This is a genomic window from Knoellia sp. AC549 (assembly GCF_979258975.1).
Map to the genome: position 1 here is coordinate 329,600 of NZ_OZ409890.1, position 10,184 is coordinate 339,783.

Sequence of the window (10,184 nt, forward strand, 5' to 3'; positions counted from 1 at the left end):
CATGACCAGCGGCTCAGGAGCGGGTGAGGGCATGACCGGCGGGGGTGGTGAGGCGGGTCCAGCGACCGCTCGTCGCCACCGTCGCCTCCACGTCCTGGCTGAGGAAACCGAGCGCGTACGCCGCAAACGCGAGGGCCGCAGGCACAGGCGCCTCGCCAGACGTCCCAGCGATTGGACGCCGCCAGACCTGCTCACGCAGAGCCGCGAGGGCTGGGGCTCCAGCACCAGCAGGGGTGCCATCGGCGACCTCGGCAATGCCTTCGGAAGCGCTCTGCTGCAACGCTTCTGCTTCGATGACACCGACCGGCTGCCAGCCCGACCGAGGCGGAGAGACCGCCGCCCAAGCCGCCGACACCGTCATGGGCGGGACGGGCAGCACCGCCCGCTCCCCCGGCCGAGCCACCCGGTCGCTCACTGAGGCGAGCGGGACGACGACATCGAGCTGGGCCGGCTCGGCCAGCTGCGACGTCCGCAGTCCGATCGTCACCCCCGTGCTGAGCAACCCCGAACCGGGCAGCACGCCCACCCACGACGCAAGGACGAGCCCCACGGCCTGGAGACGAACGGCACCGTCAGCATCGAGCGCACGGGCGCGGGCGGCATACCGGCCAAGGTCCTGGAGGGACTCGGCATCGGCGAGGACGAGCTCGGACGCGACGGCAGCGCTCACCGGCGCGACCACCGGAAGGCGACCGGGTCGCCGGCGTGCTGGGCGAGGATCTCGCGGTCCTGCGGGGTGAGCCGGCGCGGTCTGCTCGCAGCGAAGTCATAGAGCACGAGGCCGGTCTCCGCGACGGCATACACGGTCTTGCCGAGCGACTCAGGGTCGCGGACGGCATACCCCAGGTTGAACCCCGCACCGTGCACCCCGGTGACCCACATGTCGACCTCGATCGGCTCCGGTCGGTAGGTGAGCGGCGCGACGTACTCGATCTCGTGACGCGAGACGATCACCCCGCTGTCGAGGAGTGAGCGGTCGCTCCCGAACCACTCGCGGAAGCCGATGACACGGGCGTCCTCGAGGAGGCGGAGGTACTGCACGTTGTTGACGTGACCGTAGGCGTCCATGTCGGACCAGCGCAGCGGGACCTGGGTGCGGTAGGGCCGCGCGGTGACTTCGGGAACGGGATCGACCTGCGACATGGCCCCAGTCTGGCAGCACCGCGCATCCCCGGCAGCGCCCGTCCCGCAGCCAGACCTAGGGTGGTCTGATGCCAGTCTCACCGACGACGTCCGCACGCCTCGACCACCTCCTCGCCACGGGGCAGCGCACGCACCGACTGCCCTCTGTCGCAGCGGGACTCGTCCGGAGTGGCGAGCTCGTATGGTCCGGCGCCGTCGGCACTCTGGACGGGCGCGCGGACGGTGTCGCCGTCGACGCGGACACGCAGTTCCGGATGGGGTCGATCACCAAGACGTTCGTGGCCGTGGCCGTGATGCGACTGCGCGACGAAGGGAGGCTCGAGCTGTCCGACCGCTTCGGCACGCACGTTCCTGGCAGCCTTCTCGACGACGTGACGATCGAGCAGCTCCTCAGCCACGCGGGCGGCGTCCAGGCGGAGTCGGCGGGCCACTGGTGGGAGCGCACCCCCGGCAGCGACTGGGACGCACTGGTGGCGTCCGGCGTCGGGACCCGCTTCCGCTCCGGGCGGCGCTTCCACTACTCCAACACGGGGTATGCCGCCCTCGGTCGCCTTCTGGAGGTGGTCCGGGAGCGTCCCTGGTTCGAAGTGGTGAGCGAGGAGCTGCTCGAGCCTCTGGGCATGGCGCGGACGACGTTGCGGCCCTTTGGCAAGGCGGCGCTCGGGCTGGCCGTGCACCCCTTTGCCGACGTGCTGCTCGCTGAGCCGGAGCACGACGCCGGTGCGATGGCGCCTGCTGGTCAGCTGTGGACGACCGTTGCCGACCTCGCGCGCTGGGCAGCGCTGCTGGGCGGCCGGACGGACGGGGTGGTCTCCGCCGAGTCGCTGGCCGAGATGGTCGAGCCACACCACGTCGTCGACGAGCCCGGCCAGCCCTGGACCGGTGCCCACGGTCTCGGCTGGCAGGTCTGGAACGACGCGGGCGCACGGTCCGCAGGTCACGGCGGCTCGATGCCCGGCTTCCTGGCGAAGCAGCTCGTCCACCTCGATGCCGAGGGTGGCGAGGGACCGGCCGGTGAGGTGGGTGACGGCGTGGTCCTCTTCACCAACACGACCGCGAGCGCGGCGCTCAAGGACCTGCCCAAGGAGCTGCTGCGGACCCTGCGCGAGCTCGAGGCACCGGCTGTGGCGCCGTGGGTGGCCAGTGGGTCCGCGGACGTGCTGGAGCTTGCGGGCACGTGGCACTGGGGACCGAGCGTGGAGACCGCGCGGTTCGTCGGTGAGGACCTTGTGCTGGGTGCGCCGGGGAAGGGTCGCGGGTCACGCTTCCGGCGGGTGGGTGCAGGGGCCGACGAGTGGGTGGGGCTCGACGGCTACTACACGGGCGAGCCGCTGCGGGTGGTGCGTCGCGGCGACGGGTCGGTGTCGCACCTCGACCTCGCGACGTTCCGGTTCACCCGCACGCCCTACGACCCGGAGGCGGACGTGCCGGGCGGGGTCGACGAGCAGGAGTGGCACTAGGTCGGGGCTGAGCCCTGACCCTGAGGTCGTCCACAGCAGCCACGCCTTGCGTCGTTGTCCACAGCGGATGGTTCGCCTGTCGGGTGACGCGCCTACGGTGGGGTGATCATGACCAACGCATCAGCAGTGTCACCAACGCAGACCACCACGCTCGCCACCGACGCGACGACGACCCTGCGCCGGCTCGTCGGGCGTGACGACGCCGACTTCCGCGACGGCCAGCTTGAGGCGATCACCGCACTCGTCGCCGACCGGTCCCGCGTTCTCGTCGTCCAGCGCACAGGGTGGGGCAAGTCGGCGGTCTACTTCGTCGCTACTGCGCTGCGCCGGGCCGAGGGTGCCGGGCCGACGGTCATCATCTCCCCCCTGTTGGCGCTCATGCGCGACCAGATCGCGGCGGCCGAGCGCGCCGGCATACGCGCGGTGTCGATGAACTCCGCCAACGCCCAGGACTGGGACGAGGTGCGCCAGGCCCTGGCCAGCGACTCCGTCGACGTCCTGCTCGTCAGCCCCGAGCGGCTCAACAACCCGCGCTTCCGTGACGAGCAGCTGCCCGACCTCGCCCGTCGCTGCGGGCTGCTCGTCGTCGACGAGGCGCACTGCGTCTCCGACTGGGGACACGACTTCCGGCCCGACTACCGCCGTATTCGCGACCTGCTGGGCGAGCTCCCCGACGACGTGCCGGTGCTCGCCACCACGGCGACCGCCAACGCCCGCGTCGTGACCGACGTGGTGGAGCAGCTCGGCGTGGGCGGGCGAGAGGTCCTGACCGTCCGCGGCGGACTCGCGCGTGACTCGCTGCGGCTCGGCGTGCTGAGCTCGATGTCTCCCGAGCAGCGCCTCGGCTGGCTCCTCGCCCACCTGGACGAGCTCCCCGGCAGCGGCATCATCTACACGCTCACCGTGGCTGCCGCCGAGGAGGTGGCCGCCGCACTCACTGAGGCCGGTCAGCGCGTGGCGGCCTACACCGGCCGCACCGACCCCGCCGACCGTGAGCGGCTCGAGGCCGAGCTGCGCGACAACCGGGTCAAGGCCCTCGTCGCGACGTCAGCCCTCGGGATGGGGTTCGACAAGCCGGACCTCGGGTTCGTCGTCCACCTGGGCGCGCCATCCTCGCCCGTCGCCTACTACCAGCAGGTCGGCCGCGCCGGGCGAGCCACCGAGCGGGCCGACGTGCTCCTGCTGCCCGGGCCGGAGGACAAGGACATCTGGCTCTACTTCGCGTCCGTGTCGATGCCCCGGCAGGAGCAGGCCGACGCGGTGCTCACGGCCCTCGCCGAGGCTGGTCGCCCGTTGTCCACGGCAGCCATCGAGACGATCGTCGACGTCCGCCGCACCCGCCTCGAGCTGCTCCTCAAGGTCCTCGACGTCGACGGGGCCGTCACGAGGGTGCAGGGTGGCTGGACCGGGACGGGTCAGCCGTGGACCTATGACGCCGACCGCTACTCCCGGGTCGCCCAGTCCCGCACCGACGAGCAGCAGCTGATGCTCGACTACGAACGCACCACCGAGTGCCGGATGGCCTTCCTCCAGCGCACGCTCGACGACGCGACGGCCGTGCCGTGCGGCAAGTGCGACACCTGCGCCAGCCCTTGGTACGCCACCGACGTGCCCGACAACGTCATCGGCGCCGCTCGCCAACGGCTGGCCCGGGTCGGGGTCGACCTCGACCCACGTGCCCAGTGGCCCACCGGCATGGACCGCCTCGGGGTGCCGGTCAAGGGCAAGATCCCGGCCGACGAGGCGATGTCGGGTGGGCGAGCGCTGGCCCGGCTGAGCGACCTCGGCTGGGGGAACCGTCTGCGCCAGGTTTTGCGCGAGGACGCACCCGCCACTCCCGAGCTGCTCCGCGCCTGCGTCGGTGTCCTTGCCGAATGGGGCTGGTCGCAGCGGCCCGCCGGCATCGTTGCCATGCCGTCCCGCAGCCATCCCCAGCTCGTGCAGTCGCTCGCCGCAGGGCTGGCCGAGATCGGGCGGCTGCCGCTGCTCGGGACCCTCGACCTCGAGCACGGCGGGCCCACGGGCGAGCCGGGTGGCAACAGCGCCTTCCGCCTCGCCGGAGTGTGGGAGCGGCTCGTCGTCGGACCCGAGCTGGCGCGGACGCTCGGTGGAGTGGGTGGGCCGGTGCTGCTCGTCGACGACCTCGTCAGCTCACGCTGGACGCTCACCGTCGCTGCCCGCGAGCTCCGGCGCGCGGGCGCTGACGGCGTCCTCCCCTTCGCCCTCGCGGTCGACGGCTGAGCGAGTGCGGGCTAGCGCCCCGCCTGCCGGTCGAGCCGCGGCGACGAGTCGGGCGTTGGACAGGCGACGCCGTCCCGGGTGGAAACACGACGACCGGCCGGGGCTTGCGTGGCCAGTCGGGCCATGCGTGACGAGTCGGGGGTTCTGGACACCCCGACTGGTCACAGACCACCCGACTGGTCACAGACCCACCGACGGGTGAGGACTCGGGGTCCGGGTCCGTCCCGGCTAGAGCGCTGCGTGCCGCGCGAGCTGCGTGGCCGTCGTCGTTCTGACGGTCTCGAAGGCCTCGGCATCGACCGCGACGCCGGCACCACGTAGGGCGAGGACGGAGGCCCCCACCAGACCGTCGGTCGCCCTGATCACCTGCAGCTCCAGCCCGGAGGACCGCAGCGCCGCCACGATCCCCTCGAGCAGCCGCGGTTGGCCGGCCATGACGCCACCGCCGACCACCAGCGGCCCGGTGACGTCGTCGGCATGGACGTCGATGACCGCCTGGGCGAGTCCTCGCGCCGCCTCGTCGACGATCGCGACGCTCACCGGGTCACCCTCGTCGAGGAAGGCGACCGGCGCCAAGGCTGCGAGGGCGAAGGGCGACTGGGTGTAGACGACTCGGACGAGCTCGTGGTTTGCGATGGGGCGCCCGGTCCGCAGGGCGAGGTCCGGCGCGATCCCCAGCACCTGGAGAGCAGGCTCCACCATCGACGTCGAGATCCTGCCGTCCAGCGCGGCCGCGACCGCCCGGGCCACCCGGTGGCCGATCCAGAAACCTGAGCCGGTGTCGCCCAGCAGCCAGCCGAGGCCGTCGATGGTCTGCACCTCAGCGCTGTCCACCATGCGCACCGCCGTGGCACCGGTCCCCGCGACAAGGCTGTAGCCAGAGGTCTCATGGGTGCCTGAGCAGAACAACGCCGCCAGGTCACCCCTCTTGGAGAACGGCGCCCGGATGCCGACAGCGGCGAAGGCGTCTGCGAGGAAGCCCGGCTCGAAGGCGGTCCCACCCGCGCTGGCCAGGGTGACGGCCTCGATCTCGGTGAGCGCCACCTCCGCGTCAGCAGCGGCACGCCTGATGGCCGACGCGACCTCGCCGAACGCCGCCTCGGGGCCACCGCCCGAGATGGGGTTCCCCCGACCGGCGAGACCGATGCTCCGGCACACGAGCGTGTCCTGCACGATGGAGGCGCGGGTTCGGGTGCCTCCGGCGTCGACTGCTGCAAGGATCACAGGACCATCTTGCCGGGTGCTCCCCGCCGGAGCAGCGTGGTCCGCAGGGCGGCGCCACGAACACCGACCATCAACCTCGAGAGAGCGGACGACATGACTGACAGCACGCCCCAGACCGCCCAGGCCGACTTCGCCGCCGAGGTCACCCGCCGACTCGCACGGTTGCAGGACCACGTCGCGGGCGGTGGCCTCGATGTGGCGATCGACCTCCTCACCACGTGTGTGCGGTCCAACGGTGTCATCCAGGCGTTCGGGACCGGCCACTCCGAAGGGTTCTCGATGGAGGTGGCCGGCCGCGCCGGTGGCCTCATCCCGACCCGGCGGATCACCCTCCGAGAGGTCGTCATCGTCGGCGACCGCGACCCCGAGGAGCTGTTCGGGGCCGAGCTGGAGCGTGACCCGGGCGTCGTGGAGGAGCTGCTCTCGCACACCGAGATCCAGCCGCAGGACGTCTTCGTCATCGCCAGCAACTCCGGCGTCAACTCCTCCATCGTCGGCATGGCACTCGCCCTCAAGGAGCGTGGGCACAGCGTCATCGCCGTGACCAGCCTGGAGCACACGATGGCGGTCGAGCCCAAGCACGAGAGCGGCAAGCGTCTCAGCGAGATCGCCGATGTCGTCATCGACAACCTGGCGCCCTTCGGCGATGCCACCCTCGAGCTGCCGCACGGCATCAAGGTGGGCGCGGTCTCCTCGCTGACGGCGGCGTTCATCGCGCAGTCGCTGACGCTCGGCGTGGTGAGCAGGATGCTCGAGGCCGACGAGGTGCCGCCGGTGTTCCTGTCGGCCAACATCCCCGGCGGCGACGAGCACAATCAGGCCCTCAAGGACCGCTACGGCTCGCGGATCAGGTCCTTCTGAGCCTCGCCCCGTGAGGTCGCGGGCAGCCGCACGGTGACCAGCGGCAGGAAGGCCTGGACCGCCGGTCCGATGAGCAGCGCATAGAGCACCGTGCCGACGCCGACGACGCCCCCGAGCAGCCAGCCGATCGCGAGCACCGAGATCTCGAGGGCGGTGCGCACGAGCCGGATCGACAGGCCACTGCGTCGCGCCAGCCCGGTCATGAGCCCGTCGCGCGGACCGGGGCCGTACTGGCTGCCGATGTACATCGCGCCACCGATGCCGTTGACGACGATGCCGCCGAGGAGGAAGACCCAACGCAGCCAGAGCTCGGACGGCGCGTCGAGCACGGCCAGCATGACGTCGGTCGCGATACCGATGACGAAGACGTTGGCCACCGTGCCCAGCCCGGGCCACTGCCTCAGCGGGATCCACAGGAGCAGGACGAGGCCTCCGACGATGACGACGATCGTCCCGAAGCTCAGCCCGATGTGCTGCTGCACCCCGTAGTGGAAGACGTCCCACGGGTCGAGACCCAGCTCTGCCCGGATGAACATCGCCATGGCGGTGCCGTAGAGCCACAGCCCGACAAAAAGCTGACTGACACGGCGCAGCGTCCGGCCGGCGCGCAGCTGCTCCATCGGGGTCATCGGGACGAGGTCCACCCGGCGACGGGCACCGGCGCGGAGGGTCTGGATCGGGCTCATGCCCCCATCCTGCCCGGCAAGTGGCCCTTGGATCCATGGCCACTTGTGGGACAGTGGCCTCATGGCTGCTCCCGTGCTCTCCGCCGTCCGCACCGCAGAGCTGATCGGTCCCACGTCGGGTGACCGACCGGCATACCAGGTGGTTGCCGACTCGCTCCGCCTCCTCATCGCGGACGGCCGCATCGCAGTCGGGACGCGGCTCCCGAGCGAGCGCGACCTCACGATCGCGCTGAGGCTCAGCCGCACGACCGTGAGCAGCGCGTATGCCGTGCTGCGCGAGCGCGGCTACCTCACGTCGCGTCGTGGTTCGGGCAGCGTGGCGAGCCTCCCGGCCGGGGCCATGCGCCGCGACACCGGGCTGCACATGTCGGCCCAGGTCCCGGAGGGCATGATCGACCTCACCTGCGCGGCACAACGCGCGCCAGCCGGCATGACCCAGGCCGCGGAGGCGGCGATCGCGGCGTCGCCCGGCTACCTCAGTGGAAGCGGCTACCTGCTCAACGGGGTTCCGGAGCTGCGCGAGGCGATCGCGGCCCGCTACACCGCGCGCGGCCTGCCCACCACGGCTGACGAGGTCATCGTGACCACCGGCGCGGTCGTCGGCACGGCCATCGCGGCACGGGCCCTGCTCTCCCCCGGCGACACCGTCGTCATGGAGACGCCGACCTATCCCAACATCTTCCCGACCCTGACCCAGCTGAGGTCGCGCATCGCCGCCGTCCCGGTCGAACCGACCGGCTGGGACGTCGCGATGATGGCGACGACGATCCGTGCCTCGGGGGCACGAGCCGCGATCCTGCTCCCCGACTTCCACAACCCCACGGGCAACCTCATGTCCGACGAGCAGCGCGCCGTCGTGGCAAAAGCGTTGGTACGAGAGCGGATCACGGCCATCGTGGACGAGACGGTCGTCGAGATCTCCCTCGACCACGAGGGTCCGATGCCGTTGCCGTTCGCCACCCACCACCCCGACACCATCTCGGTCGGCAGTGCCTCGAAGTCGCACTGGGGTGGCCTGCGGATCGGCTGGATCCGGGCGTCGGGCTCGATGCTGGAGCGACTCACCGCGGCTCGCGTCCCCCTCGACATCGGGGCGCCGGTCATCGACCAGCTCGTGCTGCTCCAGCTCATGCAGGTCACTCCCGGCATCACCGCGGAGCGGAGACGCGACCTCGTTGCCGGCCGTGACGCGCTCGCCGGCGCCTTGCGGGAGCGGCTGCCGCAGCTGCGGTTCGTCCTGCCGAGCGGCGGCCTGTCCCTGTGGTTGGAGCTGCCCGACCCGGTAGCCGCCGAGGTGACGCTGGCCGCCGAGGACGAGGGTGTGCTCATCGCCAGCGGCCCACGCTTCGCGGCCGCCGGTGGCCTCGACCGGTGGATCCGGCTCCCCTACGTGCTGACACCTGACGAGCTCGTCGAGGCCGCGGAGCGACTCGCCCGGGCGGTCGACCGGGTCGCCGCCGGGGGCACGGTCTCTCGACGGGGTCGCTCCGAGCACCGCCACGGTCCGTTGGTGGCCTGAGGACGGGCGAGGCAACCCCCGTCGTTAGGGTGACGCCTGTGAATGACGTCGTGGAGGACCAGAACCCGCCTGCCCTGGCCGAGCTGCTGCGGGTGCTCGACCTCGAGGAGGTCGGGACGGCGGCCGTCACGGTCAGCGCCAACCCGACCGGTGGTGGTGGCACCGCCTCGGTGCCGACCACGTTCGCCGAGGAGACCACGCTCTTCCTCGGCCAGAGCCAGAAGATGCCGCACGGCAGGGTCTTCGGTGGCCAGGTCCTGGCCCAGGGGCTCGTGGCCTGCGGTCGCACGGTCACGCCGGCGGAGGGTGAGGCCCCGCGGCCGATCCACTCGTTGCACGCCTACTTCATGCGTCCGGGTGACGACACGCAGCCCATCCACTTCTCGGTGGAGAAGATGCGTGACGGCCGGTCCTTCTCGACGCGGCGCGCCCACGCCATCCAGAACGGCAAGCCCATCCTGTCGATGAGCTGCTCGTTCCAGGAGCCGGCGGACGGGCTGGACCACCAGGACGAGGTGCCGGACGTGCCGCGTCCCGAGGAGCTGAAGTCGCTCACGGACGTCTTCGGTGGCATCGACCACCCCGGCGCCAAGCACCTCGCCGAGGGCCGCGCCATCGAGCAGCGGCACGTCGAGGGGCAGCTCTTCCTCGCTCCCGGAGACGAGAAGGTGGCCCGGCAGAGCGTGTGGACCCGGGCCGTGGGTCGGCTGCCCGACGACCCGCTGCTGCATGCCGCCGTTCTCGCCTATGCGTCGGACTACGCCCTGCTCGAGCCGGTGCTGCGGCGCCACGGCCGACAGTGGGTCGGCGGCGGACTCAACGTCGCCAGCCTCGACCACGCAATGTGGTTCCACCGGCCCGCCCGTGCCGACGAGTGGATCCTCTATGCGCAGCAGTCGCCGTCAGCCCAGGGCGGCCGGGGCCTGGGGCTGGGGCGGATGTTCACCGCCGACGGCACCCTCGTCGCGTCGGTCGCGCAGGAGGGCATGCTCCGCGTGCGCGACGACCTCGGCTGACCGAATGGGAGCCGACCGCCGGAGGCGTGAACGA

9 protein-coding genes are annotated in these 10,184 nt (G+C 71.7%); 5 read left to right on the top strand and 4 right to left on the bottom strand.

Going from position 1 to position 10,184, the window contains the following annotated elements; genetic code table 11:
- Positions 1-13: 13 nt before the first annotated feature.
- Both ACZZ98_RS01565 and ACZZ98_RS01570 read right to left on the bottom strand, forming a co-directional pair.
- Positions 14-670, bottom strand: coding sequence for a hypothetical protein (locus tag ACZZ98_RS01565; RefSeq protein ID WP_463514642.1), 657 nt, complete (start codon positions 668-670; stop codon positions 14-16).
- On the bottom strand, positions 667-1,143 hold the full coding sequence (locus ACZZ98_RS01570; RefSeq protein WP_463514643.1) for an acyl-CoA thioesterase: 477 nt from the start codon (positions 1,141-1,143) through the stop codon (positions 667-669). Before ACZZ98_RS01570 ends, ACZZ98_RS01565 begins: the two co-directional genes overlap by 4 nt.
- Before the next feature lie 68 nt (positions 1,144-1,211).
- On the opposite strand from ACZZ98_RS01570, the gene ACZZ98_RS01575 reads away from it, so the two are divergent.
- Entirely contained in the window at positions 1,212-2,603 is a 1,392-nt protein-coding gene (locus ACZZ98_RS01575; RefSeq protein WP_463514644.1) for a serine hydrolase domain-containing protein, read from the top strand.
- A 108-nt stretch (positions 2,604-2,711) separates the two neighbouring features.
- On the top strand, positions 2,712-4,844 hold the full coding sequence (locus ACZZ98_RS01580) for a RecQ family ATP-dependent DNA helicase (RefSeq protein ID WP_463514645.1): 2,133 nt from the start codon (positions 2,712-2,714) through the stop codon (positions 4,842-4,844).
- Positions 4,845-5,072: 228 nt separating this feature from the next.
- Here the strand turns inward: ACZZ98_RS01580 and ACZZ98_RS01585 are convergent, their stop codons facing one another.
- Entirely contained in the window at positions 5,073-6,068 is a 996-nt protein-coding gene (locus tag ACZZ98_RS01585) for an N-acetylglucosamine kinase (RefSeq protein WP_463514646.1), read from the bottom strand.
- Positions 6,069-6,161: 93 nt separating this feature from the next.
- Here ACZZ98_RS01585 and ACZZ98_RS01590 point away from each other — a divergent pair, with 93 nt between their 5' ends.
- Positions 6,162-6,929, top strand: coding sequence for a sugar isomerase domain-containing protein (locus ACZZ98_RS01590; RefSeq protein WP_463514647.1), 768 nt, complete (start codon positions 6,162-6,164; stop codon positions 6,927-6,929).
- Here the strand turns inward: ACZZ98_RS01590 and yczE are convergent.
- Positions 6,902-7,615: a membrane protein YczE gene (gene yczE / locus ACZZ98_RS01595; RefSeq protein WP_463514648.1), complete on the bottom strand. Its 714-nt coding sequence runs from the start codon at positions 7,613-7,615 to the stop codon at positions 6,902-6,904. The two genes, ACZZ98_RS01590 and yczE, sit on opposite strands and share 28 nt — an antisense overlap.
- A gap of 61 nt (positions 7,616-7,676) precedes the next feature.
- On the opposite strand from yczE, the gene yczR reads away from it, so the two are divergent.
- Together yczR and ACZZ98_RS01605 are read left to right on the top strand one after the other, a co-directional pair.
- Complete coding sequence (yczR, locus tag ACZZ98_RS01600; protein WP_463514649.1) at positions 7,677-9,134, top strand: MocR-like transcription factor YczR; 1,458 nt, start codon at positions 7,677-7,679, stop codon at positions 9,132-9,134.
- A gap of 38 nt (positions 9,135-9,172) precedes the next feature.
- Entirely contained in the window at positions 9,173-10,150 is a 978-nt protein-coding gene (locus tag ACZZ98_RS01605; protein WP_463514650.1) for an acyl-CoA thioesterase, read from the top strand.
- Positions 10,151-10,184 lie beyond the last annotated feature (34 nt).